This is a genomic window from Nonomuraea sp. NPDC049758, from assembly GCF_040674635.1.
Lineage (GTDB): Bacteria > Actinomycetota > Actinomycetes > Streptosporangiales > Streptosporangiaceae > Nonomuraea.
Map to the genome: position 1 here is coordinate 69,066 of NZ_JBFAMZ010000017.1, position 23,859 is coordinate 92,924.

Here is a 23,859-nt window from a genome sequence, read left to right on the forward strand (position 1 = left end):
GTCCGAACATACATAGTGAGATCAACTTGCGCTAGACCGTCAGGGTGGACGTTCTTCAGCGGATAATCCGCTACGGGATGAGTTGGTAGCCTCGATGACATGACTTCGATGGCGCCCTCCCGCACCGAGCACGACCTGTCGTTCCTGCTCGACCACACCAGCCACGTGCTCCGCACCCGGATGGCGGCGGCCCTGGCCGAGTTGGGGCTGACCGCGCGCATGCACTGCGTGCTCGTGCACGCCCTGGAGGAGGAGCGCACACAGATCCAGCTCGCCGAGATCGGCGACATGGACAAGACCACGATGGTGGTCACCGTCGACGCCCTGGAGAAGGCCGGGCTGGCCGAGCGGCGGCCGTCGAGCACCGACCGGCGGGCCCGGATCATCGCCGTGACCGAGAAGGGCGCCCAGGTGGCGCGGCGCAGCCAGGAGATCGTGGACGGCGTGCACGCCGCGGCCCTCGGCTCGATCCCGGACGACGAGCGGGAGGTGCTGGTACGCGCCCTGAACCGGCTGGTCACCGGCCACCTGGAGACCCCGGCCGAGGCGCCGCAGCCGGTCCGGCGGGCCAGGGAGCGCGGCTAATTAGTTCCGTGGCATATCGTCTGTAACGGAACTATCTGCTACGGTCTCTCCTGTTGCACCCCTTGAAACAGGAGACGACCATGTCCCTCACCTCCCGGCGCACCGCCCTGGCCGTGTTGTCGACGTCCGCCTTGATGACCATCCTCGACGGCAGCATCGTCACCGTGGCCATGCCCGCCATCCAGCGCGACCTGGGGTTCTCCCCCGCCGGGCTGAGCTGGGTGGTCAACGCGTACCTGCTCGCGTTCGGCGGGCTGCTGCTGCTGGCCGGACGGCTCGGCGACCTCGTGGGCCGCCGGACGATGTTCCTGGCCGGGAACGCGGTGTTCACCGGCGCGTCCCTGCTGGCCGGCGTGGCCAACAGCGAGGGCCTGCTCATCGCCGCCCGGTTCCTGCAGGGCGTCGGCAGCGCGATGGCCTCGGCCGTCGTGCTCGGCATCCTGGTGACCTTGTTCACCGAGCCGCGCGAGCGGGGCCGCGCGATCGCGGTCTTCAGCTTCACCGGCGCGGCCGGCGCGTCGATCGGGCAGGTGCTCGGCGGCGTGCTCACCGACGCGCTGAGCTGGCACTGGATCTTCTTCATCAACCTGCCGATCGGGCTGGCGACGATCGTGCTGGCGCTGCCCGCGCTGCCCGCCGACCGGGGCCTCGGGCTCGCGCGGGGCGCCGACGTGACCGGCGCGCTGCTGGTCACCTCGGGCCTGATGCTGGGCATCTACACCGTGGTCAAGGTCGAGGAGCACGGCTGGCTCGCCGTGCACACCCTGGCGTTCGGCGCGGTGTCGCTGGCCCTGCTCGCCGGCTTCTTCGTGCGTCAGGCCACCGCGCGCACGCCGCTGATGCCGCTGCGCGTGCTGCGCTCCCGCAACGTGGCCGGGGCCAACGTCGTGCAGATGCTGGCGCTGTCGGCGATGTTCGCCTTCCAGATCATCGTCGCGCTCTACATGCAGAAGGTGCTCGGGTACGGCGCCCTCGCCACCGGGCTGGCGATGCTCCCGGCGGCCGTGGCGATCGGCGGGGTGTCGCTGTTCGTGTCGGCTCGGCTGAGCGCCCGCTTCGGCGCGCCTGCCGTGCTGCTGGCCGGGCTGGTGCTGCTGCTGGCCGCGATGGCCTGGCTCACGCGGGTGCCGGTGGACGCCGACTACGTCACCGACCTGCTGCCGGTCATGGTGCTGATCGCGGGTGGCGGGCTGGCGCTGCCGGCGCTGACCACGCTCGGCATGTCGGCCGCCCGGGCGGACGACGCCGGCCTCGCCTCCGGGGTGTTCAACACCACCCAGCAGATCGGCATGGCGCTGGGCGTGGCCGTCCTGACCACGCTGGCGGCCTCCCGTACGCAGGAGCTGCGCGCCGGCGGGGCGGCCGAGGCGGCGGCGCTGACCGGCGGCTACCACCTGGCCTTCGCCACCTCGGCCGGGCTGCTGGCGGCGGCCGTCGTGGTCGCCCTGGCCGTCCTGCGCCGGCCCCGCGCCGCCGCGGCCGCCGACGCACCGCGGATCGACCAGCCCGCCGCCCTCTGAATCCCCTTCCTCTCACCGCGAAACGGAGCCGATCATCATGACCGAACCCTCCTACGGCCCCGGACAGGGCCCCGGCGCCCGCCCCCTCACCGAGGACGAGCTCCTGCGGATCATCGCCCGCCAGCCCTTCGGCGTGCTGGCGACGCTCAAGCGCGACGGCCGCCCGCACCTGGCCTCGATGGCCCTGCGCTGGGACGCCGCCGGACGCGTCCTGCGCATCTCCTCCGCCGAGGGCCGCATCAAGGTGCGCCACCTGCTCGCCGACCCGCGGGCGACGGTGCACCTCCAGGGCGACGACGTCCTGTCGTACGCCGTCGCCGAAGGACGGGCGGAGGTCTCCGAGCCGTCGCTCACCCCGGGCGACGCCACCGGACGCGAGCTGCTGGAGATGGCCGGCGGCTTCCCCGACCCGGCGGACGAGGCCGCCTTCCTGGCGGAGATGGCCAGGGGCCGCCGCCTGGTCATCAGGATCCGGGTGGACCACCTGTACGGCATCGCCCTCGACGCCGCCTGACCAGCGCCCCCGGTCACCGGAAGCCGGACGGGCGGGCAGGCGCCGGGCCCCGGTGCCGCGAGCCGGACGGGCGGCCCTGGGCCCCGGTTGTCGGGAGTCGGAGGTGCGGACGAGGATGGCGCGATCGACAAGGGGAGGTCGTCGTACGCGGGTCCGGGGCCGTCCGCTCGTGGTGCTGCTGGTGGGGGCGCTGGCCGCGTGTTCGTCCGGCGGATCACCCAGGAGACGCCCGGCGTGCCCGGCACCTCCGAGGTCTCCGACCGTTTCGCCGACCGGCCCGCCCTCGGCCCGCGCGACGACGACGGCAGGCCCTGCGCCGGCTTCGGCGACAGCCTGGTGTACGTCCCCGGCACCGGGCCGGCCGTGTTCTCGCCGCCATGCGGCCGGCTGTGCTTCTACGACCTCGGCCTCAACGTCATCCGCACCGTGACGGCCCTGCGGGCTCCCTGGGACGCCGAGCCGGCCGCCTCCGCCGACGGCCGGGTGGCGGCCCTGGGCGGCGACCACGCCACCGGAGAGGCCGACCTCGTCAAGACCGCTACCGGAGACCTGTTCAACAAGGCCGTCGAGGGCTGAGAAGCGTCCGTCGTCAAGGCCGGCGAAGGCTGGGGAACGTCCGTTGCCGGAGGCCGTCGAGGGCTGAGGAGGGCCGGGCGGGCGGCGAGTCGTGGGGCCCTGTACACCAAACCAAGCGCTTGCTACGCTCCGCCCATGACGTCCACCGTGGTGTGGGGTACCGGCAACGTCGGCCGCGCCGCCATCAGGGCCGTGGAGGCCCATCCCGACCTCAGTCTCGCCGCCGTCGTCGTGCACTCCCCCGACAAGGCCGGCCGCGACGCCGGGGAGCTCGCCGGACTCGGCCGCGACCTCGGCGTCACCGCCACGGACGACGCCGCCGCCGTCCTGGCCGCCCGCCCGAGGGCCGTCGTGTACGCCGCCTCCGGCGACCTGCGTCCCGACGACGCCCTGGCCGACGTCCTGCGGGCCGTCCGGGCCGGCGCCGTCGTCGTCACGCCTTCCCTGTACGCCCTCTACGACCACCGCGGCGCGCCGCCCGAGCTGCGGGACCAGGTGCTGGCCGCCGTCGCCGAGGGCGGCGGCTCGCTGTTCGCCTCCGGCATCGACCCCGGCTGGGGCAACGACCTGCTGCCCCTGCTGCTCAGCGGCCTCGGCTCGGTCGTGGACGCCATCCGCTGCCAGGAGATCTTCGACTACTCCGGCTACGACCGCCCGGACGCGGTCCGGTACATGGTCGGCATGGGCCAGCCCATGGACTACGAGCCGCCGATGATCGCGCCGACGGTCCCGTCCATGGTGTGGGGCGGGCAGGTACGGCTGATGGCGCGGGCCCTCGGCGTCACGCTGGAGGAGATCCGCGAGGTCGTCGAGCGGCGTGCGCTCGACCGCACGGTCACCACCGCCGGCATGGGCGACTTCGAGGCCGGCACCCAGGGCGCGGTGCGCTTCGAGGTGCAGGGCGTCGTCGAGGGCGAGCCGCGCATCGTGATCGAGCACGTCACCCGCATCCACCCCGCCTGCGCCCCCGACTGGCCGCTCCCCCCGGACGGCGGCGACGGCGCCCACCGGGTCATCGTCGAGGGCCGCCCGCGGATCGAGGTCACGATCGAGGCCACCGACGAGGGCGGCAGCCGTTCGGCGGGCGGGAACGCCACCGCGGCGGGCCGGCTGGTGAACGCCATCGACTGGCTCGCCGCCGCCCCGCCCGGCCTGTACGACGCGCTCGACGTCCCGCTGCGCCCCGCGTCCGGCCGGCTCGGAAGGAAGAACCCATGATCGTCGACGTTCCCGGCGGCAAGGACCCGATCGCGTACGTCTGGGGCGAGCTGGTCCCCGGCATCGGGACCGCCGCCTCGAAGTTCTCCATGGCCGTCTACGCCCACACCACGCTGGGCCTGCGCGAGTTCGAGGCGGCCCGGCTGCGGATCGCGCAGATCAACGGATGCGTCTTCTGCCTCGACTGGCGCACCGAGCGCGACGGCGTCAAGGTCGAGGACGGCTTCGCCGACGCGGTCGCGGACTGGCGCGCCACGGACGCCTTCGACGCGCGCACCCGGCTCGCCGCCGAGTACGCCGAGCGCTACGCCCTGGACCACCACGGGCTCGACGAGGAGTTCTGGTCCCGGATGACCGAGCACTACAGCCAGAACGAGATCGTGGAACTGAGCATGAGCATCGGTTCCTGGTGGGCCTTCGGCCGGCTCAACCACGTGCTGGGCCTGGACACGGCCTGCATGCTGACCGGCGGCCCGGCACCCTCCGTCAGACCGACCGAGTCCGCGTCAGACCGACCGAGCGAGGGCACGTGACATGAACACCAGCCGCCGCACCTTCATCGCCGGAACCGCCTCCCTCTTGGGCGCCGCCGCACTGCCCGGCCGCGCCGCCGCCACCGCCGCCACCGCCGCCGCCGGGCCGATCGCCGACGGCGCGCGCGTGCCCGTCCTGGTGATCGGCACCGGGTACGGCGGCTCGGTGGCCGCCCTGCGCCTGGCCCAGGCGGGCGTCGAGGTGCACATGATCGAGATGGGCATGGCCTGGGACACGCCCGGCTCGGACGGCAAGATCTTCTGCAACACGCGCGAGCCCGACTATCGCTCGTACTGGCTGCGCACCAGGACCAAGGCGCCGCTCAACTACTTCCTCGGCTTCCCCATCGACCGGGACATCCCCCGCTACACCGGCATCCTGGACGCCGAGGAGTTCGCCGGCATCACGGTCTACCAGGGCCGCGGGGTCGGCGGCGGCTCGCTGGTCAACGGCGGCATGGCCGTCACGCCCAAGCGGGAGAACTTCGCCGCCGTGCTCCCGTCGGTCGACGCCGACGAGATGTACGGCGTCTACTACCCGCGCGCCAACTCCGGCCTCGGCGTCGGCCTGGTGGACCCGGCCTGGTTCGACACCACCGCCTGCTACCAGTACGCCCGCGTCGGCCGCAAGCACGCCCAGCGCTCCGGCTTCCCGTTCACCTTCGTCCCAGACGTGTACGACTGGGACTACATGAAGCAGGAGGCGGCCGGCACGGCCACCCAGTCGGCGCTGGCCGGCGAGATCCTCTACGGCAACAACCACGGCAAGAAGTCCCTGCAGAAGACCTATCTGGCGCGGGCCCGTGCGACCGGCAGGGTGACGATCTCGCCGCTGCACCAGGTCACCTCGGTCGCCCCCGCGGCGGGCGGCGGCTACACCGTCCGGATCGACCAGCTCGCCACCGACGGCTCGGTCACCGCCGCCAAGACCGTCACGGCCGCCCGGGTGTTCTTCGCCGCGGGCAGCGTCGGCACGAGCAAGCTGCTGGTCAGGCTGAAGGCCACCGGCGCGCTGCCCGGCCTGGACGACGAGGTCGGCAAGGGCTGGGGCGACAACGGCAACGTCATGTGCGGCCGGGCCAACCACCTGTGGGACCCGACCGGCAAGCTGCAGTCGGCCATCCCGTGCGCGGGCATCGACAACTGGACGGCCGGCGGCGCGTTCGCCGAGGTCGCGCCGCTGCCGACCGGGATCGAGACGTACGCCTCGTTCTACCTGTCGATCACCAACACCCCGCGCCGCGCGCAGTTCTCCTGGAACGCCGCGACCGGCAAGGTGGACCTGAGCTGGCAGACCGCCTGGAAGCAGACGTCCATCGACATGGCGAAAACGATCTTCGACAAGATCAACGCCAAGGAGGGGACGATCTACCGCACCGACCTGTTCGGCGTCTACAAGATCTGGGGCGACCACCTCACCTACCACCCGCTCGGCGGCGCGGTGCTGAACCGGGCCACCGACAACTACGGCCGCCTGACCGGCCACCCCGGCCTGTACGTCATCGACGGCTCGCTGATCCCCGGCAACACCACGGTGAACCCGTTCGTCACCATCACGGCGCTGGCCGAGCGGAACATCGAGAAGATCATCGCCACCGACCTTTAGCGCAGGGTTTGCCGAAACGGCAACGGAGTTCGCGCGCCGCGGCACGGGCCGCGCATGATCCTGGTGACAGACCAGGACTCACGTGCGTGGAGGAACGATGTCGCAGCTCACCCCGGTCGCCGAGGGCGTCCACCGCCTGGTGCCCTCCCCCGCCGGCCGGGTCCATCTCGTGGAGGCGGGGCAGGGGCCGCTGGTGCTGCTGGTGCACGGCTTCCCCGAGTCCTGGTACTCCTGGCGGCACCAGCTCCCGGCGCTGGCCGCCGCCGGGTACCGGGCGGTGGCGGTGGACGTGCGCGGCTACGGCCGCTCGTCCAAGCCGGCGGACGTGGCCGCGTACCGGATGACCGAGCTGGTCGAGGACGGCGTGGCGGTGGTGCGGGCGCTGGGCGAGCGGACCGCGGTGATCGTCGGCCACGACTGGGGCTCCTCGATCGCCGCCCACAGCGCCCTGCTCAGGCCGGACGTCTTCCGCGCGGTCGCCATGCTCAGCGTGCCGTACACGCCGCGCGGCGGGCCACGTCCCACCGAGGCGTTCGCCGCCATGGGCGGGACGGACGAGTTCTACGTCAGCTACTTCCAGACGCCCGGCCGGGCCGAGGCCGAGATCGAGCCGGACGTCCGGGGCTGGCTGGCGGGCGTGTACGCGGCCCTGTCCGCCGGGACCATGCCGGGCCCGGACGCGCCCCACCCGCTGTTCGTGGCCCCGGGCGGCAGGCTGCGCGACCGGTTCCCGGCGGACGGCACGCTGCCCGGCTGGCTGAGCGAGACCGACCTGGACTTCTACGCCGCCGAGTTCGAGCGCACCGGCCTGACCGGTGCGCTGAACCGCTACCGCAACATGGACCGCGACTGGGAAGACCTCGCGCCCCACGACGGCGCGCCGATCGTCCAGCCCTCGCTGTTCATCGGCGGCGCGCAGGACGACACGACCCGGTGGCTCTCCGGCGCGATCGACGCCTTCCCCACCACCCTGCCCGGCCTGATCTCCTCCCGGCTCCTGGACGACTGCGGCCACTGGATCCAGCAGGAACGCCCGGACGAGGTCAACGCCATCCTCCTGGACTGGCTCGCCCGGCTCTGACCCGCGAGGCCGCGGGCCCGCCCGCGCGAGGCGGGCCCGCGGCGCCGGTCACAACACGGCTCCCGAGCCCTCGCGGGGCCGCCGGGCGGCCTTGGGCGCGGGCGGCTGGGGGGCCGGACGGCGGTCGTACCGGGCCAGGCCGATGGCCGCGGGGCCGGCCACGAACGACGACGTCAGCGTGCCCACGACGATGCCGGTGACCAGCGCGATCGCGAAGTCACGCAGCGAGTCGCCGCCGAAGACGGCCAGCGCGACCAGCACGAACAGCGCGCCGAGCCCGGTGTTGACGGTCCGCGGCACGGTCTGCAGGATCGCCGTGTTCACCGCCTCGGCCAGCGGCGCGGTGCGGCGGGCGGCCCACAGCTCGCGCACCCGGTCGAACACCACCACCTTGTCGTTGACCGAGTAGCCGACCACGGTCAGCATCGCGGCGAGGAACACGCCGTCCACCGGCTTGCCGAGCCAGGCGAACAGCCCGATCACCACGGCCAGGTCCACCAGCAGCGCCAGCACGGTCGCCGTGCCGAACGTCCAGCGGAAGCGCACCGCCAGGTAGAGCAGCTGCGCCGCCACGGCCACGCCGAGCGCGATGACGGCGTTGCGGCGCAGCTCCTCGCCCAGCGTGGGGCCGATGAACTCGTCGCGCACCTTGCTCACCTCGCCGCCCCGCCCCTCCAGCGCGGCCTGGACCTTGGCCGGGTCGAGCTGCCCCGCGCGCACGGTCACGCCGTCGGCGGCGGCCTGCACGACCGCGCCCGGATAGCCGGCCTCGCTCACGAGCCGCCGGGCCGTGTCGGCGTCGACCGGCCTGGACGTGCCGAACTCCACGAGCCGGCCGCCGGTGAACTCGACCCCGAAGTCCAGGCCGCGGGTGAACAGGCCGGCCAGCGCCGCGACGACCAGGCCGCCCGCGACCGCCAGCCACAACTTCCTGGCCTTCATGAGCTGGGGGTTCCGGCGGGCCAGCCACGTCCGGACCGCGCCCGGTGAGGCCAGGCCCGACAGTCGCGGCCCGATCCGGCCGATGACGGCCTGGGTGAGCACGCGGGTGATCAGCATGGCCGACACCAGCGAGGCCAGCACGCCGATCGCCAGCGTCACTCCGAACCCCTTGACCGGCCCGGAGGCCAGCCCGAACAGCAGCGCGGCGGCGATGAGCGTGGTGACGTTGGAGTCGGCGATGGCGCTCCAGGCGTTCTTGAACCCCCGGTTCAGGGCCGGGGCCAGCCCGCGCGCCGGGGCCAGGCCGTACTCCTCCCTGGCGCGTTCGAAGACGAGCACGTTGGCGTCGACCGCCATGCCGATGGCCAGCACGAACCCGGCCAGGCCGGGCAGCGTGAACGTCGCCCCCATCGCGACCAGCGCGGCGTAGGAGATCAGGCCGTAGCAGGTGAGCGCGATGGCGGCGAGCAGGCCGGACAGGCGGTAGATCACGATGATGAACAGGGCGGTCAGCACCAGCCCGGCGATCGCGGCCTTGACGCTGGCCTCGATGGCGTCGGCGCCCAGCGTGGGGCCGACCGTCCGCTGCTCGACCAGGTCGAGCGGCACGGGCAGCGCGCCGCCCTTGATCAGCACGGCCAGGTCGCGGGCCTCCTCGTGGGTGAAGGACCCGGTGATCTCGGTGTTGCCGCCCGGGATGCCGGCGCCGCACGGCACGGACGGGTCGAGCTGCGGCGACGAGATGATCTTCTTGTCGAGCACGATGGCGACGCGCCGCTTCGGATCGCCCGCCGGCTGGCAGGCGGCCTCGCCGGTCATCCGCTGCCAGGCGTCGGCGTCGCGGAAGTCGACCGTGACCGACCAGCCGGGCCCGCGCTGCGGGTCGCTGCGCTCGGTGGCGTCGCTGACGCCGTCGCCGCTGATCGCCGCCGGGCCGAGCGCGAGCGGGCTGCCGCTCTCGTCGGGCAGCGCGGTGGCGTCCCCGGTCTTGCCGGGGCCGGTGACCGGGTGGAAGGCGAGCTGGGCGGTGCGGCCGATGACCTCGGCCGCCTTGCTCGGGTCGAGCACGCCGGGCAGCTCGACGATGATCCGCTTCTCGCCGGAGCGGGCCAGGGTGGGATCGACGACCCCCAGCGCGTCCGCCCGGCGGCGGAGCACGTCGAGGGCGCGGTCGGTGGCCGAGGAGTCGGCCGTGACCGTCGGGGAGTCTCTGGCCTCGAAGACGAGCTGGGTACCGCCGCGCAGGTCGAGGCCGAGGCGTGGCGTGGCGGTGAGGGACAGGATGATCGAGGTCGCGATGACGGCGAACGCCGCCAGCGCGCGCCACATGGGCGCACGTGACATGAGGCCTCCACAGGCTCAGGTGTGCGGAAGAGGGATCTTCAGAGCACCGTGGAGGGAGGCGCGCGGGCCGCCGCCGCGCCCCCGGGCCGGTCGGCGGCGGCACGGACGGCGGGCCGCCGTACGACGGCCGACCAGGCGTGGAGCGACCGGGCCGGGGTCGCGGCGGGCAGCGCCTGCCCGCCGGGCCCGGCCTGGTCGTGCCCCGCCTGCCTGACCTGCGCGAGCGGAGGCGGCGGCGGGGTGGAGCCGAGCTGGGCGACGGCGGGCCGGTCGGCCGCCGCCTGAATCGCCGTGACCTGCGTGACGGCCTGCGTGACGGCCTGTGTGACGGCCGGGGCGGCGACCTGGGCGGCGACCTGGGCGGCGACCTGGGCGGCGACCTCGGCATGGCCCGTCGCGGGGAGCAGCCACGACAGGACGAGAAGCAGCGCGGCGGGCAGTCTGCTGCGCACCTCGCCTCCTTCCCGTCGTGACCGTCGCCCCTACCGTAGCCCGCCGCCGGGCCGCTCAGGGCAGGGTGCGCAGGTACGTCGGCGGTTTGCGGACCTGAGTGGCCTGCTCGAAGGCGTATCCGAGGGCGATCAGGGACGGCTCGGAGAACCGCCCGCCGAAGAACGTGACGCCGAGCGGCAGGACGCCCCTGGCGTACCCGGCCGGGACGGTGACCGCCGGGTAACCGGAGATCGCCGAGGGCGCGGAGGAGGAGACGAAGCCGGTGAAGTCGTCGCCCTTGGTCAGGTCGGTCAGCCAGGCCGCGTGGTTGGTGGGGGCGAGCAGCGCGTCCAGGCGGCCGGCGGCCATCGCCGAGTCGATCGCGCGGCGGGCCAGCGTGGTGGCCTGGTCGCGGAGGGCGCGGTAGGCGGGGTCGTCCAGGTCGCCGGTGGTGGCCTGCGCCTGTTCGAACACCTCCTGGCCGAAGTACCGCAGCTCGGTTCCGGCGTGCCGCCGGTTGAAGTCGATCAGCCCGGCCAGGTCGGCTGGGTGCCGTCCGGGGGTGGCGGCGAGGTAGGCGTTCAGGTCGTGCTTGAACTCGGTCAGCAGCGCCGGGAACTCGGCCTCGCCGGCCTGGTCCATGCCCTCCAGCTCGACGTCCACCACGGTCGCGCCGCGGGCCCTGAGCGTGGCGACGGCGGCGTCCAGGGCGGCGCGCACCTCCTGGTTGTCGCCCGCGACCGAGCGCCACACGCCGACGCGGGCGCCGTTCAGCGCGCCGGGACGCAGGGCCCTGAGGTAGTCGCGGTCGCCGCCCGGGACGGTCGCGGGGTCGCGCGGGTCCGGCCCCTGGATGGCCGAGAGCACGGCGGCGGCGTCGGTGAGGTTCCTGGTGATCGGCCCCGCGGTGTCCTGCCGGGCCGAGATCGGCACCACGCCGGCCCGGCTGACCAGCCCGATCGTGGGCTTGATGCCGACCACGCCGTTGATCCCGGCCGGGCAGACGATCGAGCCGTCGGTCTCGGTGCCGATGGTGACGGCGGTCAGGGTGGCGGCGGCGGCGACCGCCGAGCCGCTGCTCGACCCGCAGGGGTTGCGGTCGAGGACGTAGGGGTTGTTGGTCTGCCCGCCGATCGCGCTCCACCCGCTGGAGGACGGGCTGGAACGGAAGTTCGCCCATTCCGACAGGTTGGCCTTGCCCAGGATCACCGCGCCGGCCGCGCGCAGCCGCTGGACGAGGAACGCCTCCGCGGCCGGCCGGGCGCCGAGCAGCGCCTGCGAGCCGGCGGTGGTGCGGAGCGGCGCGGCGGTGTCGATGTTGTCCTTGAGCAGGACAGGGACGCCTTCCAGCGGCCCGTGCGCGCCCCGGCGGCGACGCCGGTCGCTGCGCTCGGCCTCGCCCAGCGCGCCGGGGTTGGTCTGGACGACCGCGTGCAGCAGCGGGTCCACCGCGCGGACGCGGTCGAGGTAGAAGCGGGTCAGCGTCACCGCGTCGAAGCGGCCGTGGTCCATGGCGCGTTGCAGGTCGAGCACAGTGGCGCGGTCGAGGTCCAGCCCGCGCAGGACGGTGCCGGACGGCGGGGCCGCCTCGCGCGCGTGCGCGGGGACGGCCGCGGTTAACCCGGCGGCGAGCGCGAGCGCCAGAGCGGCGGCCGCCCGGCGTGCGGGCTTCAGGAGAGTCATGGCTGTCGAGCGTAGCCATGATGCTTTCCCGGGAAAATATTCCAATTCGTATATATCCGCCACCCTCAGCCCGGTCGGCCCCCGCGCGCGGGGGCCGGGCCTGCGGCGGGGCGAGCCCGCCTACGCGGGGCCGGGCCGGTGGCCTGGCGGGCCTTCCTACGCGGCCCCTGCCCGGCGGCGGGGCGTCAGGGGCAGCCCGTGGCGGCGAAGGCCGTGAACTGGCTGACCTCGTTCCTGCTGAAGTTGTCGTCCGAGCCGATCACCAGCGTGCACTCACCGCTGGCCAGCCGCGGCCCCCACGACATGGCCTCCAGGTTCTGCACCGGCGGCCGGAAGTCGCCCAGGTCGTAGACCAGCCGCTTGCTCACCGGCCGGTACCCCGCGCTCAGGTCGTCCTGGCTCAGCACGTTGGTCGCGCCCGTCAGGTCGATCTCGTACAGCTTGACCTTGTAGTCGACGCCCTCGATCCAGGAGCGTTCCAGGGCCAGGTAGCGGTGGTCGTCGATGGGCAGGATCTCGGAGACCCCGCTGTCGGACTCCCCGGTGGACGGCACCGGCGCGGCCGGGAGCGCGTCGAGCGGGTAGACGAACTGGCCGCGCGGGACGCCCCGCCGGTCCCACACGGTGAGCCGGGCGGGCGCGCCGTGCCGGACCGTGGACGGCTCGCCGTCCTCGTACCGCGGGCCCTCGGTCATCGCCGTGATCCGGCGGGCGGTGACGGCCAGGCCCTCGAAACCGGCGTTGCGCCGCGGGCCGCGCTCGGTGGTGGTCAGGCGCAGGTTGCCCGGCAGGCGCAGGTCCCCCTGATGCCGGCCCTGGAGGTCGGCGGCGCGCACGCCGGAGGCGGCCAGCGGCAGGTCGGGGTGGCCGGCGTCGGGGCGGTCGCCCTCGTCGCCCCACAGCAGGCGGCCGGACCAGCGGTCGTACCTGATGGACTCGGGGTCGGCCGAGCCGGGCTTGCCGTAGCCGGGGTAGGGGGTGCCGTCCTGCCTGGTCAGCGTGGTGACCCCGGTCAGGCTGATGCCGGTGAACGCGCCCGAGTCCCGGTCGATGTCCAGGCGGGCGGTGTAGAAGCGGGCGGGACCGTAGCGCCAGCGGTCGTCGGAGATCAGATACCAGGCGCCGGTGCGCGGGTCGCGGTCGATGCCCGACACCCCGCCGACGGTGGTGCCGTCGAACTGCATCAGGTACGGCAGGCGCTGCTCCCCCAGATACCGGGTGATGCGGACCTCCTCCCGCGGGGCCGCCCAGGCGGGCTGGGTGACGCTCATGGCGACCGCGCACGCGACCGCGAACCCCGTGATTCTTCGCATTCCGTCCCCTGTGTCGTTCTGGTTACGTGGAGTGACCGGGGGACATGAAATCGTGCCGGCGCCCGTCGGGGCGACCGGGACACGCCGCCGCCCGCGCGTCTTTGCCTGGCGGGCCGTGGACAGGCCGGTGGCGCACGGGCCACCGTCCTGTCACTCCGGCGCGTGAGGCGACGGAAACCGTCGGTGCCCGCCCGCACACTCAGCGCATGCCCGATGAGCCTCTGGAACTCGGTGAGATCACCGTCTCCGACTGGTACGCCCACAACGACAAGATGGCCGAGGTCGGCTTCCTGACCATCGCCAGGCGCCTGCCCTCGCTCGTGACGCAGGCGATGAGCATGTCCTGGCGGGCCGGCCCCCGCGACACCGTGGCCACCATCGCGCTCAACCTCCTCGGCGGCGTCTTCACCGCCTTCGGCCTGCTGGCCACCACCGGCGTGCTGAGCGCCCTGTTCAGCGAGGGCCCGACCCCCGGCCGCGTGCTGGCCGCCCTGCCCAGCCTCGTCCTGGTGGGCGTGGCCGCCGTCCTGCGCACGGTGGTGCAGGCCGGCGCGGGCTGGGCGCAGTCACGCCTCACCCCGCAGATCTCCCGCCACACCGAGGAACGTCTCTACGGCCTGACCAGCCAGGTGGAGCTGGTCGCCTACGACGACCCCGAGTTCCACGACAGTCTCGAACGCGCCAACATCCGCGGCGTCAGCGTGGCGAGCGCGGTGGTCAGCTCGGCCATCAACGTCGTCACCGCGGCCGTCGGCATCGCGGCGGCGGCCGGCGTGCTGGGCGTGCTCCACCCGGTGCTGCTGCCGCTGCTGCTGCTGGCCGTGCTGCCCGATGCGTGGGCCACCGTGCGCGGCGCCCGTATGCGCTACTCGACGATGTACTCCCTCATCCCCGCCCGCCGCCGCAAGTGGATCATCGCCGAGCTGCTGGCCGACCGCGAGCCCGCCGCCGAGGTGCGCTCGTTCACCATGCGGGGCTTCCTGCTGCGCATGTACGACGCCGTCGCCAGGGCCGAGCAGGAGGTGCTGCTCACCCTGGCCAGACGCCAGACCCTGGCCGGCCTGGTCGGCGAGGCCCTGGGCGGCCTCGGCACCGCCCTGGTCTACGTCGCGCTGGGCGTGCTGCTGGCCGTGGCGGCGATCCCGCTCGCGGTCGCGGGCACCGCGGTGCTGGCCATCAGGACCGGCCAGTCCTCGCTGGCCAACCTCCTGTACGCCACCAACCGCCTCTACGAGGACGGCCTCTACTTCACCGACTTCCTCCAGTTCTGCGCCGACGCCGAGCGCCGCGTGCCCACAGCCCGCTCGGCGGCCGTGCCCGAGGGGTTCGAGCGCGTCGTGGCCGACGACGTGACGTTCACCTACCCGGGCGCCGACCAGCCGGCGCTGCGCGGGGTGACGGTCGAGATCAAGCGCGGCGAGGTCATCGCGTTCGTGGGCGAGAACGGCTCCGGCAAGACCACCCTGGCCAAGATCCTGTCCGGCCTGTACGAGCCCGACACCGGCACCGTCTCCTGGGACGACGTCGACCTGGCCGACGTCGCCCCCGACGAGCTGCGCCTGCGCACGGCCGTGATCGCCCAGGACCACACCCGCTGGCCGCTCACCGCCCGCTACAACATCACCATGGGCGCCGACAAGGGCGAGGCCGCCCTGGTCGCGGCGGCCTCGGTCGCCGGGGCCGACGAGGTGGTCGCGGGCCTGCCCCTCGGCTACCGCACGCTGCTCGACCGCCGCTTCAAGGACGGCTGCGAGCTGTCCGGCGGCCAGTGGCAGCGCATCGCGGTGGCCCGGGGCTTCTACCGCGACGCCGACCTGCTCATCTGCGACGAGCCCACAGCGGCCCTCGACGCCCGCGCCGAGCACGCCCTGTTCGAGCGCATCCGCGACCACTCCGAGGGCCGCACGGTGCTGCTCATCACCCACCGCCTGGCCAGCGTGCGTTACGCCGACCGGATCTACGTCCTCGACCACGGCAAGGTCACCGAGCAGGGCGACCATCAGGCGCTCATGGCGCTCAACGGCCTCTACGCCGACCTCTACACCCTCCAGGCCGCCGCCTACCGCTGACGCTGTCTACCGCTGGCCCCGCCTACCGCTGACCCTGCCGGACGCCGGACCTGCGGGGCTTGCGCTTGGCCACCGGCAGGGTGCGGCGTCCGTGGTACCGGGGGACGCCAGCCGGCCGCACGCCGACGGGGTGGGTCTTCTCGTCGGGGAAGACCCACTTCCGCAGCGCCCAGAAGCGGAAGACCATGGCGATCACCGTGCCGACGAGCTGCGCGCTCACGAAGTCGGCGATCTCCTGGACCGCCAGGCCCACGTCGGGGGCCTCCAGGCGGAACACGTAACGGGAGACCCACAGCGGCGCCGAGCTGAGCACCAGGCCGATGCCGCTGACCAGGAAGAACAGCCCCGCCTCGTGGCGGCGCTCGCGACCGCCCCTGAGCCGGAACGACCACTCGCGGTTGAGCACGTAGGACACGATCGTCGCCACGAGCACCGCGATGATCTTCGCAGTCACCGGCTTCGGTTGCAGGACGGTCAGCTTCAGCCCGTAGAACACCGCGTTGTCCACCACGAACGTCGCTCCGCCGACCACCGCGAACTTCAGCAGTTCACGGTGCCTCAGCACGAGCGCCTGCAGCGGCGCCGGTAACCTCGCGAGTACTGCTTCTGCGATTCGGAGCACTCTCGATCTTCTCATCCGTCCGGACCGCGAAGGACGGCGCTCAGCCCGTCGCGGCCCCCCGTCCGGCGCAGCAGCCCGGCGGGCACGGCCTCGGCCAGCGCCTTGTACCCCGCCGGGTTCAGGTGCAGGGGGTCGCCCACGTCGTAGGCGGGCAGCACGTCGCGGTCCAGCCGGGCCAGGGCGGCCGGGCCGGGGCCGTCGTTCAGCACCCGGTTGCCGCCGGCGGCCTGGTTGGCCAGGGCGAGGCCGGGCAGGCGCGGCTGCAGCCGGTCGAGCAGCCGGTCGGGCCAGCGGTTGTTGCGGTTGGCGGTGGAGCCTCTGCCGTCGGTCAGCGAGTCGCCCAGCACGGCGAGCGCGGCGGTGGACCATCCGGCCCGCACCTCGACCGCGCTGAGCAGGTACCAGTGGTCCACGGGCGTCGCGCCGGCCAGTTCTGCGGCCTCGGTCTGGTCACCGTGGGCCAGGTAGGAGGTGGTCCTGGAGCCGGGGTGGGAGGTGAGGGCGTTCGACGCCTGGCCCTGCGCGAGGTGCACGGTCACCGACAGCACCGAGCGGGGCGCGAGCGTGAGGTCCAAGCGGGGTCAACAGCGGGCGCGCTTCTGACATGGCGGCCGTCCCGTTCTGACCGGGCGTTGCAAGGCGGGCCTCCCGATGGTGCACTCAAGGACGTTGGTTCCGACCTGTGTCCAGGCCGCCAGCGGGAGCGAGGGCCGGCGGCGGACCTCGAAGGGAGAACCGTGCGACGATTACGTCCCCTACTGCTGTTCCTGCTCGCCGCCCTGCTCGCGGCCTGCGGCGGACCCGCTCCAGGCGGCCCGCGGGCGACCGGTTCCGGCGCGCCGCTGGAGAAGATCAGGATCGGCGTCATCCCGATCCCCGACAGCGCGCTGGTCTACCTCGCCCGCGACCGCGGCTACTTCGCGGCCGAGGGGTTGTCGGCCGAGCCGGTGACCGTGCAGGGCGGCGGCCCGGCGATCGACCGGATGAAGGGCGGCGCCCTGGAGTTCGGGCTGGTCAACTACGTGACGGCGTTCCTGCAGCAGCGGCGCGAGCCGGGGCGGCTGAAGCTGGTCGCCGACGCCTACCACGCCGCGCCGGGCGCGTTCCAGCTCTTCGTGGCGCCCGGCAGCCCGATCAGGAGCCCCCGCGACCTGCGGCGCTCCGGCGGCGTGAAGAGGAGCGTCGCGGTGGCCACGCTGCGCTCGGTCGGCACGCTGAGCGCCGAGACCGTGCTCGCCGCGGCCGGGGTCTCCGCCGACGACGTCGCGTTCAAGGAGATCCCCCTGCCCGACATGCCGGCCGCGCTGGCCGCGCACGCGGTGGACGTGGCATGGATGACCGAGCCGTTCATCACCGCCTACCGCCGGCAGGGCGGCCGGTCGCTGGGCGACGCCATGGCGAACGTCCCCGCCGGGTGGCCGATCGCGGGGTGGGCCACGACCGCCTCGTACGCGGCCGCGCATCCCCGGGCGGTCGCCGGGTTCCAGCGGGCCATGGCGCACGCCCAGCTCGACGCCCGGGACCGGAACCTGGTCACCGGGGTGCTGGGCACGTACACGAAGATCCCGCGCGAGGTGCTGCCGACCATCACGCTCGGCACGTTCCCCGCCGCGCTGGAGCCCGAAGGGCTGCAGTCGGTCGTGGACACCATGGTGAGGTTCGGTTACCTGCCCGCGCCGCTGCGGGCCGAAGACATGATCGTCCGGCCGGCCTGGGAGTCGGGGAAGGGGAACCCATGAGCGAGACGCCGGAGCGGGCGCGGGTGCTGCGCCTGATCGACGACTTCATCCTGTACGCAGCCGTCCGGGCCGCCCTGCGGCTGTCGGTGTTCGACCTGCTGGCCGCCGGGCCGTGCGCCGTGCACGAGCTGGCCGACGAGATCTCCGCGGGCGGCGCCGGCCGTCCGGACGAGATGCTGCTCGGCCGCCTGCTGCGCGCGCTGGAGCACCTGCGGCTGGTCGAGCGGGACGCCCGCGGCCGGTACCTGCTCACCGGCGAGGGCGACCTGCTCACCAGCGGCCGGGACGACTCGCTGGCCCCCGCCGCGCTGATGTGGGGCGAGGAGCTGTGGCGCGACTCGGCCGACCTGCTGCACCGGACGATCACCAGGGGCGCGCCCGCCGCGCTGGAGCTGCACCAGGTGGACTCCCCCTACGCCTGGCTGGGCGCCCGGCCCGCGGCCGGCGCGCTGTTCAACGAGTTCATGGCCACCCGCAGCGTCACCGTGGCCCGCGCGCTCGCCGAGCAGGACGTGACCGGCGTGGACGTGGTCGCCGACATCGGCGGTGGCACCGGCATCGTCCTGGCCACGATCCTGGCGGCCCACCCGCGGCTGCGCGGCGTGCTGTTCGAGCTGCCCGAGGTGGCCGCCCAGGCCCGCCGTCACCTGGACGGGCGGGCGGGCATCACGGTGGCCGAGGGCGACATGTTCACCGACCCGCTGCCCCGGGCGGGTCTGTACCTGCTGGGCAACATCCTGCACAACTACCCCGACGAGCAGGCCGCCAAGCTGCTGGCGCGGCTCGCGGCCCTGATGGACGGCCGCGCCGAGCTGTGGATCGTGGACGCCGTCCTCGACGACGACCCGCACCGCTCGCCGACGTCGGCGGTCGCGCTGGACATGAAGATGCTCACGCTGTTCAGCGGCGGCCAGGAACGCACGCTGACCGAGGTCGAGAGCCTGCTGGGGGCCGCGGGGCTGCACGTCGCCCGCACCGAGCCGCTCCCCCACGGGCTGCACCTGGTGGTGGCCGGGCAGCGCCCGGCTCCGGCGTGAGCCTCCGGCCGCCGCGCACCGGCGGCGGCCGTCGGCGAGACTGGCGGCCACGGGCGTCGGCCCGGGCCGCTCGGCGATGGTGATCTTGGGCTTTCCGCCACTTCGCGGCTTCTGAAAGTATTCGATCATGGAAGAAGGGAGACGCGAAGTGGCAGAGGCCAACGCGGGCGTACGGCGATTACTTGCGGACTCTGGGGAGCCGCGCGGATGGGTGCCGCTCCGGGCGGATCTCGTCACGGCGCTGCTGGGGGTCTGGTTCGGCGTCGGACTGATGATCGACGCCTGGGCGCACACCAATCGCAGCGACCTGGAGACGTTCTTCACGCCGTGGCACGCGGCGTTCTACTCCGGGTTCGCGGCGGTGTCCGGCTGGATCATCTGGCAGGTGTTCCGCAACGTGCGGCTCGGCCGGCAGGGGGTCGCGGCCGTTCCCCAGGGTTATCTGGCCGGGCTGGTCGCCATCCCGGCGTTCGCGCTCTTCGGGTTGGCCGACATGACCTGGCACACCGTGCTCGGCATCGAGACGAGCGTCGACATCCTGTTCAGCCCGTCGCATCTCGGGCTGATCGTGACCATGCTGCTCATCATCACCACGCCGCTGCGCTCGGCCTGGAACGCCCCCGACGCCGGCGTCCGGCCCTCGCTCGGGCGGCTGTTCCCGGCGCTGGCCGGGCTCGCGTTCGCGGCCACGCTGGTGTCGCTGTTCCTGTCGTACGGCGACGCCCTGCAGTACCGGTCCGCGCGCGTCGTCGAGGCGTTCTCCAGCGTGGACGGGCCGGGCGCCGAGCATCTGGCCACCTCCATGGTCATCAGCAACGTCGTCCTGCTGGCCCCGGTGCTGCTGGTGGCCCGGCGCTGGAACCTGCCGTTCGGCGCGGTGACCGTCATGTACACGATCGCCGTCCTGATGCCCGGCGCGCAGACGGCGTTCGAGAACGCGCCGACCCTGCTCACGTTCGTCGCCGCGGGCCTGGCCAGCGACGTGCTGATCCGCCTGCTGCGCCCGTCCGGCGCGCGGCGGGGGGCCTACTGGGCCTTCGCCGGGCTGTCGGCCTTCGTCACCTGGTCGCTCTACATCGGGGTCGCCTCGGCGGCCGGGGGCGGGCTGCCCGCGGTGCCCGAGCTGTGGACCGGCGCGCCGGTGGTGGCCGGGCTGATCGGCCTGGCGCTCGGGGCGCTGTTCCTGCCGAACGCGCTCCCCGCGGACGCGGCCGACGCCGGACGGGCATGATCCGGCCGCTCCGGGTCCTGTGTCTCGTCGCCGTACTCCTGCTCGCGGGCGCCGCCCCGGCCGCGGCCCACAACGTCACGGCCGGGGCGGACCTGCGCTTCGCCCAGACCATCGCCGGCGCCGAGCTCACGGTCGTGATCAAGGGCACGTCGCGGGTGCCGGGACCGTTGCAGATCGGCGTGATCGCCTACGAGCCGGCGACCGGGCCGCCGATCGGCCTGGAGGTGCGCTCGGTCGAGGACGGCCACAAGGCGACGGCCACCGCGCAGCCGTCCGCGACCCCCCGGTACGTCAGGATCACGGTCGAGCGCACCGGGCCGCACGAGCTCAGGCTGACGGCGGGGGGCGAGGTCGCCGTGCTGCCGTTCCGCGTCCTGGTGGACCGCGGCTCCGCCGGCGAGTTCCTGATCTACGGCGGCCTGCTGGTGGCCGCGCTGCTGCTGGTGGGCGGCCTGCTCACCGGGGCGCTGTCGCGCAGGACCCCGGCGATGCTGCTGGCCGGTGGCGCGGCGGCCGCGGTGACGGTGGCCGCGATGGTCGTCGTGTTCGAGCCCTCGCTGCCGCCCCCGTCGCCGGACGGCGCCGCCCCGGCGGTGAACACGACGGCCCTCGGACGGCCCTTCGCGCAGGGACGGGTGACCACCGTCCCGGCCCGCCCGGCGGCCGGCGAGGAGTTCACGCTGCGCCTCGACCTCACCGACGGCTCGACCGGCCATCCGGTGGACGACCTCGTCCTGCACCACGAGGCGCTCGCCCACCTGGTGGTCACCAGCGAGGACGGCGCCTACTTCCGGCACCTGCACCCGCTGCGCACCGCGCCCGGACGGCTGGAGGTCCGGCTGCGCGCCGACCGGCCGGGCCGGTTCCTGGCCTACGCGGAGCTGGAACGCGAGGACTCCGGCGGCCAGCTGCTCGACGGCGAGTTCCGGGTGGCCGGGCCCGCGGTGGCCGCCCCGCCGCCGGTCCCGCCGGGGACGGGGGGCACGCCGGTGGTGCGGCCGTCCGTGCCGGTCGCGGGGCGTCCGGCGGCGATCGAGGTGGGGCTCGGCGTCACGCCGCGGCAGTGGCTGGGCATGTCGGGGCACCTGATCGTGCGCAGCCAGGACGGCGCGTTCCTCGGCCACGTGCACGAGATGGGCGCTCCCGCGCCCCGGCTGCGCTTCACGTTCACCTTCCCGGCGCCGGGCCGCTACCTGGCCTGGGCGCAGTACGCGGCCGCCGACCGGATCGTGACCGTGCCCTTCATCGTCGAGGTCGCGGAGGCTCTCGGATGAGGCGGATCCTGGCCGTCGCCGCCCTGCTGGCCGCGGCCCTGGCGGTGTTCCTGTACGTGCGCGGCTCGGCGCCCGGCCCGCTCACCCTCACCAGCACCGGCGAACGGTACGCCGTCACCGTCCTGGTCCCCAGGCCGACGACGGGCCGCGTCACGGCCGAGGTGCGGGTGACCTCCGGCGACCCGCACACGGTGGCGCTGTCCACGGTGATGCCCGGCATGGGCCACGCCACCCCGGAGATCGTGGCCGACCCGCGGCAGCCGGGCCGCTACGTGGCCGAGGGCGAGTTGTTCCCGATGGCCGGGGTGTGGGAGCTGTCGGTCCGGCTGAGCGGCGCGGCGGGAGAGGAGGTGCTGGTGGTGAAGGCGCCGATCACGGGATAGGGAGGCCGCTCTTGACGTATGAAATGAACGATCTTTTAATTCGTCCATGGGACGTATCGCCGGCGTCACCGCCGCCGAGACGAGGGAACGCCTGCTGCGCGCCGCCGCGGACGTCTTCGCCAGGCGCGGCTACGACGGCACCCGCGTCGCCGACATCGCCGCCGCCGCCGGGGTGAGCAACGGCGCCCTGTACGCCCACTTCGGCTCCAAGGCCGGCCTGCTCGTGGCCGCGCTGGGCGCGCACGGGCGGCGGCTGATGGACGGCCTGTTCGCCGACGACCCCGATCGGCCGGTCGCCGACCTGCTCGTCGCCGCCGGCCGCCGGCTCCCCCGCCCCCTGGACGCCGGCGGCGACCTCGTCGTCGAGGCGCTGGCCGCCGCCCGCCGCGACGAGGACGTGGCCCTGCCCATGCGCGACTACGTCGGCGAGCGCGCCCACCGGCTGGCCGGCCTGGTCCGCGCCGGCCAGGACGGCGGCGAGCTGGACCACGCGCTGTCACCGGAGGCGATCGCCCATTTCTGCCTCCTGCTCGCGATGGGCAGCGCGCTCATCGCCCCGGACCCCCACCAGGTGGACGAGGAGGAGTGGGCCAGGCTGCTCATCCGCGTCGTCGCCGCCCTCTCCCCCGCCCCACCGCACGAAGGAACGCCGTGAGAGTACAGATCGACCCCGAGCGCTGCCAGGGACATGGCCGCTGCTACGACCTCGCCCCCGACCTGTTCGGCGAGGACGACGAAGGTTACGGAACGGTCCTCGGCGACGGCGAGGTGCCGCCCGGCCAGGAGCGCACGGCGCGGCTGGCCGTCTCCAACTGCCCGGAGCGGGCGATCGACCTGCTCGGGGAGGCGTGACATGAGCGTGGACGAGCGCTTCGTCAAGAACTTCGGCGAACCGGGCGACGGCGAGGAGATCGGCACCCGCAGCGAGATCGTCACCGGCCCGGTCTCGGACTGGGCCACCGACTTCTCCCACCTGGAGCCGGAATGGGCCGCCGACCCGTACCCGATCCAGGACGACCTGCGGCGGCGCTGCCCGATCGCGCACACCGACCGGTTCGGCGGCGGCTGGCTGCCCACCCGCTACGAGGACGTCGCGGCCGTCGCCTACGACACCGAGCGGTTCTCCTCGCGCTCGATCATCATGAGCAACTTCCGGCCGCCGCTGGAGAGCGCGCCCGTGGGCGGCACGCCGCCGATCTCGTCCGACCCGCCCTTCCATCACGACGCGCGCAAGCTGCTGCTGCCCGCGTTCACCAAGACGGCGGTCGCCAAGCGGGAGGCGAGCACCAGGGCGTTGTGCCATGAGCTGATCGACGGCCTGGAGGGCCAGGACGTCGTGGACGCCGCCCGCGACTACGCCCAGCACATCCCGATGCGGGTGATCGCCGACATGCTGGGCTTCCCGCCCGAGGACGGCCCGCGCTTCCGCGAGTTCATCGAGAACGCCCTGGAAGGCGTCAACCTGCCGCCCGAGCAGCGGACCGCCAACATGGGACGGCTCTTCGACTACCTGCTGGACCAGATCCGCGACCACGTGCAGCACCCGCGCGACGACCTCACGACGTACCTGGTCGAGGCCGAGCTGTACGGCCACAAGCTGGAGGCCGGGCACGTGGCGGGCACGATCGCCCTGCTGTTGATCGCGGGCATCGACACCACCTGGAGCGCGATCGGGGCGTCCCTGTGGCACCTGGCCAAGACCCCCGCCGACCGCGAACGCCTGGTCGCCGAACCCGCCCTGCTCCCCACCGCCATGGAGGAGTTCCTGCGCGCCTACGCCCCCGTCACCATGGCCCGCCTCGTCAAACACGACATGCACTGGAACGGCGTCGACATGAAAGCCGACGACTGGGTCCTGCTCTCCTTCCCCGCCGCCAACCGCGACCCCGCCCACTTCGACCACCCCGCCCACATCCGCATCGACCGCGAAGTCAACCGCCACGCCGCCTTCGGACTCGGCATCCACCGCTGCGTCGGCTCCCACCTGGCCCGCATGGAACTGCGCACCGCCCTCGACGTCTGGCTCCAGCGCATCCCCGCCTTCACCCTCGCCGACCCCGACGCCGTCACCTGGGCGACGGGCCAGGTCCGCGGCCCCCGCACCCTCCCGCTCCGCATCGCCTGACCCTCGCCCGTCCCCTCACCCCGGCGGACGCG

Annotated in this window: 23 protein-coding genes; 17 read left to right on the top strand and 6 right to left on the bottom strand. The window is 73.7% G+C overall.

Annotated elements, in window-relative coordinates; all coding sequences use genetic code 11:
* The first annotated feature begins 99 nt into the window (after window positions 1-99).
* From AB0J46_RS36095 to AB0J46_RS36130, 8 genes are all read left to right on the top strand, one after another.
* Window positions 100-585, top strand: coding sequence for a MarR family winged helix-turn-helix transcriptional regulator (locus tag AB0J46_RS36095; protein WP_364338587.1), 486 nt, complete (start codon window positions 100-102; stop codon window positions 583-585).
* 80 nt (window positions 586-665) lie between these two features.
* Window positions 666-2,105, top strand: a complete 1,440-nt coding sequence (locus tag AB0J46_RS36100; RefSeq protein ID WP_364338588.1) for an MFS transporter — start codon at window positions 666-668, stop codon at window positions 2,103-2,105.
* 37 nt (window positions 2,106-2,142) lie between these two features.
* Window positions 2,143-2,619: a TIGR03618 family F420-dependent PPOX class oxidoreductase gene (locus tag AB0J46_RS36105; protein WP_364338589.1), complete on the top strand. Its 477-nt coding sequence runs from the start codon at window positions 2,143-2,145 to the stop codon at window positions 2,617-2,619.
* Between the two features lie 198 nt (window positions 2,620-2,817).
* Window positions 2,818-3,195 (top strand): hypothetical protein, encoded by a 378-nt coding sequence (locus AB0J46_RS36110; protein ID WP_364338590.1) that lies wholly within the window; start codon window positions 2,818-2,820, stop codon window positions 3,193-3,195.
* 135 nt (window positions 3,196-3,330) lie between these two features.
* A complete protein-coding gene (locus AB0J46_RS36115) occupies window positions 3,331-4,413 on the top strand; it encodes a dihydrodipicolinate reductase (RefSeq protein ID WP_364338591.1) in 1,083 nt (360 codons plus the stop codon).
* Window positions 4,410-4,946, top strand: a complete 537-nt coding sequence (locus tag AB0J46_RS36120; RefSeq protein WP_352325308.1) for a carboxymuconolactone decarboxylase family protein — start codon at window positions 4,410-4,412, stop codon at window positions 4,944-4,946. Before AB0J46_RS36115 ends, AB0J46_RS36120 begins: the two co-directional genes overlap by 4 nt.
* A gap of 1 nt (window position 4,947) precedes the next feature.
* Window positions 4,948-6,552: a GMC oxidoreductase gene (locus AB0J46_RS36125; protein WP_364338592.1), complete on the top strand. Its 1,605-nt coding sequence runs from the start codon at window positions 4,948-4,950 to the stop codon at window positions 6,550-6,552.
* A gap of 97 nt (window positions 6,553-6,649) precedes the next feature.
* Complete coding sequence (locus AB0J46_RS36130; RefSeq protein WP_364338593.1) at window positions 6,650-7,633, top strand: alpha/beta hydrolase; 984 nt, start codon at window positions 6,650-6,652, stop codon at window positions 7,631-7,633.
* A 48-nt stretch (window positions 7,634-7,681) separates the two neighbouring features.
* Here the strand turns inward: AB0J46_RS36130 and secD are convergent, their stop codons facing one another.
* The 4 genes from secD to AB0J46_RS36150 all read right to left on the bottom strand — a co-directional run bounded on the left by secD (window position 7,682) and on the right by AB0J46_RS36150 (window position 13,347).
* Entirely contained in the window at window positions 7,682-9,919 is a 2,238-nt protein-coding gene (gene secD, locus AB0J46_RS36135; protein ID WP_364338594.1) for a protein translocase subunit SecD, read from the bottom strand.
* Between the two features lie 38 nt (window positions 9,920-9,957).
* Window positions 9,958-10,371, bottom strand: coding sequence for a hypothetical protein (locus AB0J46_RS36140; RefSeq protein WP_364338595.1), 414 nt, complete (start codon window positions 10,369-10,371; stop codon window positions 9,958-9,960).
* A gap of 55 nt (window positions 10,372-10,426) precedes the next feature.
* Window positions 10,427-12,034, bottom strand: a complete 1,608-nt coding sequence (locus AB0J46_RS36145) for an amidase (RefSeq protein WP_364338596.1) — start codon at window positions 12,032-12,034, stop codon at window positions 10,427-10,429.
* 185 nt (window positions 12,035-12,219) lie between these two features.
* Complete coding sequence (locus tag AB0J46_RS36150) at window positions 12,220-13,347, bottom strand: esterase-like activity of phytase family protein (RefSeq protein ID WP_364338597.1); 1,128 nt, start codon at window positions 13,345-13,347, stop codon at window positions 12,220-12,222.
* Window positions 13,348-13,553: 206 nt separating this feature from the next.
* Here AB0J46_RS36150 and AB0J46_RS36155 point away from each other — a divergent pair, with 206 nt between their 5' ends.
* Window positions 13,554-15,416: an ABC transporter ATP-binding protein gene (locus AB0J46_RS36155; RefSeq protein ID WP_364338598.1), complete on the top strand. Its 1,863-nt coding sequence runs from the start codon at window positions 13,554-13,556 to the stop codon at window positions 15,414-15,416.
* Between the two features lie 22 nt (window positions 15,417-15,438).
* Here AB0J46_RS36155 and AB0J46_RS36160 read toward each other — a convergent pair whose 3' ends face one another.
* Window positions 15,439-15,981: a GtrA family protein gene (locus AB0J46_RS36160; protein WP_364338599.1), complete on the bottom strand. Its 543-nt coding sequence runs from the start codon at window positions 15,979-15,981 to the stop codon at window positions 15,439-15,441.
* 68 nt (window positions 15,982-16,049) lie between these two features.
* Entirely contained in the window at window positions 16,050-16,613 is a 564-nt protein-coding gene (locus AB0J46_RS36165; protein ID WP_364338601.1) for an SGNH/GDSL hydrolase family protein, read from the bottom strand.
* Window positions 16,614-16,775: 162 nt separating this feature from the next.
* Between AB0J46_RS36165 and AB0J46_RS36170 the strand changes: the two genes are divergently transcribed.
* The 8 genes from AB0J46_RS36170 to AB0J46_RS36205 all read left to right on the top strand — a co-directional run bounded on the left by AB0J46_RS36170 (window position 16,776) and on the right by AB0J46_RS36205 (window position 23,827).
* A complete protein-coding gene (locus tag AB0J46_RS36170) occupies window positions 16,776-17,777 on the top strand; it encodes an ABC transporter substrate-binding protein (RefSeq protein WP_364338602.1) in 1,002 nt (333 codons plus the stop codon).
* Window positions 17,774-18,814, top strand: a complete 1,041-nt coding sequence (locus AB0J46_RS36175) for a methyltransferase (protein ID WP_364338603.1) — start codon at window positions 17,774-17,776, stop codon at window positions 18,812-18,814. Before AB0J46_RS36170 ends, AB0J46_RS36175 begins: the two co-directional genes overlap by 4 nt.
* 148 nt (window positions 18,815-18,962) lie before the next feature.
* Window positions 18,963-20,045 carry a hypothetical protein gene (locus AB0J46_RS36180; RefSeq protein WP_364338604.1) on the top strand — a complete coding sequence of 361 codons (1,083 nt, stop codon included), beginning with the start codon at window positions 18,963-18,965 and terminating at the stop codon, window positions 20,043-20,045.
* A complete protein-coding gene (locus AB0J46_RS36185) occupies window positions 20,042-21,319 on the top strand; it encodes a hypothetical protein (RefSeq protein ID WP_364338605.1) in 1,278 nt (425 codons plus the stop codon). The genes AB0J46_RS36180 and AB0J46_RS36185 overlap by 4 nt, the downstream gene beginning before the upstream one ends.
* Window positions 21,316-21,702: a FixH family protein gene (locus AB0J46_RS36190; protein WP_364338607.1), complete on the top strand. Its 387-nt coding sequence runs from the start codon at window positions 21,316-21,318 to the stop codon at window positions 21,700-21,702. The genes AB0J46_RS36185 and AB0J46_RS36190 overlap by 4 nt, the downstream gene beginning before the upstream one ends.
* A gap of 46 nt (window positions 21,703-21,748) precedes the next feature.
* Window positions 21,749-22,357, top strand: coding sequence for a helix-turn-helix domain-containing protein (locus AB0J46_RS36195; protein ID WP_358302609.1), 609 nt, complete (start codon window positions 21,749-21,751; stop codon window positions 22,355-22,357).
* Window positions 22,354-22,554, top strand: a complete 201-nt coding sequence (locus AB0J46_RS36200) for a ferredoxin (RefSeq protein ID WP_352354927.1) — start codon at window positions 22,354-22,356, stop codon at window positions 22,552-22,554. Before AB0J46_RS36195 ends, AB0J46_RS36200 begins: the two co-directional genes overlap by 4 nt.
* Before the next feature lies 1 nt (window position 22,555).
* Complete coding sequence (locus tag AB0J46_RS36205) at window positions 22,556-23,827, top strand: cytochrome P450 (protein ID WP_364338608.1); 1,272 nt, start codon at window positions 22,556-22,558, stop codon at window positions 23,825-23,827.
* The last annotated feature ends 32 nt before the right edge of the window (window positions 23,828-23,859 follow it).

Coding starts and splice junctions, on each gene's coding strand:
- AB0J46_RS36095 (WP_364338587.1), top strand. CDS start 100: ATGACTTCGATGGCGCCCTCCCGCACCGAGCACGACCTGTCGTTCCTG.
- AB0J46_RS36100 (WP_364338588.1), top strand. CDS start 666: ATGTCCCTCACCTCCCGGCGCACCGCCCTGGCCGTGTTGTCGACGTCC.
- AB0J46_RS36105 (WP_364338589.1), top strand. CDS start 2,143: ATGACCGAACCCTCCTACGGCCCCGGACAGGGCCCCGGCGCCCGCCCC.
- AB0J46_RS36115 (WP_364338591.1), top strand. CDS start 3,331: ATGACGTCCACCGTGGTGTGGGGTACCGGCAACGTCGGCCGCGCCGCC.
- AB0J46_RS36120 (WP_352325308.1), top strand. CDS start 4,410: ATGATCGTCGACGTTCCCGGCGGCAAGGACCCGATCGCGTACGTCTGG.
- AB0J46_RS36125 (WP_364338592.1), top strand. CDS start 4,948: ATGAACACCAGCCGCCGCACCTTCATCGCCGGAACCGCCTCCCTCTTG.
- AB0J46_RS36130 (WP_364338593.1), top strand. CDS start 6,650: ATGTCGCAGCTCACCCCGGTCGCCGAGGGCGTCCACCGCCTGGTGCCC.
- secD (WP_364338594.1), bottom strand. CDS start 9,919: ATGTCACGTGCGCCCATGTGGCGCGCGCTGGCGGCGTTCGCCGTCATC.
- AB0J46_RS36145 (WP_364338596.1), bottom strand. CDS start 12,034: ATGACTCTCCTGAAGCCCGCACGCCGGGCGGCCGCCGCTCTGGCGCTC.
- AB0J46_RS36150 (WP_364338597.1), bottom strand. CDS start 13,347: ATGCGAAGAATCACGGGGTTCGCGGTCGCGTGCGCGGTCGCCATGAGC.
- AB0J46_RS36155 (WP_364338598.1), top strand. CDS start 13,554: ATGCCCGATGAGCCTCTGGAACTCGGTGAGATCACCGTCTCCGACTGG.
- AB0J46_RS36175 (WP_364338603.1), top strand. CDS start 17,774: ATGAGCGAGACGCCGGAGCGGGCGCGGGTGCTGCGCCTGATCGACGAC.
- AB0J46_RS36185 (WP_364338605.1), top strand. CDS start 20,042: ATGATCCGGCCGCTCCGGGTCCTGTGTCTCGTCGCCGTACTCCTGCTC.
- AB0J46_RS36190 (WP_364338607.1), top strand. CDS start 21,316: ATGAGGCGGATCCTGGCCGTCGCCGCCCTGCTGGCCGCGGCCCTGGCG.
- AB0J46_RS36195 (WP_358302609.1), top strand. CDS start 21,749: ATGGGACGTATCGCCGGCGTCACCGCCGCCGAGACGAGGGAACGCCTG.
- AB0J46_RS36205 (WP_364338608.1), top strand. CDS start 22,556: ATGAGCGTGGACGAGCGCTTCGTCAAGAACTTCGGCGAACCGGGCGAC.